At 66.3% G+C, this 255-nt stretch carries 1 pseudogene; it reads right to left on the bottom strand.

Features of this window, described 5'->3' with window-relative positions:
- Nucleotides 1-255: pseudogene (locus QSV46_RS40290) on the bottom strand (aldehyde oxidase); the annotation flags it as partial.

Consider the following 255-nt stretch of genomic DNA (forward strand, 5'->3'; position numbering starts at 1 on the left):
GCGCGGCGCCTTGCCCATCATGGCGAGCCGGCCCGCCACCGGATCCTGCCCTGTCGCCTGCAGGAGTTCGTCGACGAAGCATTCGACCGCATATCCGGTGTGCGTATGGCCGACGGAGCGCCACCACAGGACCGGCACGCCAACATCCGTCGTGTGCAGATCGCAGCGGAAATCGGCGATATCGTAGGGAATTTCCTTCGCGCCCTCGACCGACGTGGCGTCGATGCCGCCCTTTGCCATCACGGCCTCGAAGGG

Source organism: Bradyrhizobium cosmicum (genome assembly GCF_032290525.1).
In the GTDB taxonomy this organism is placed as follows: Bacteria; Pseudomonadota; Alphaproteobacteria; order Rhizobiales; family Xanthobacteraceae; genus Bradyrhizobium; species Bradyrhizobium cosmicum_A.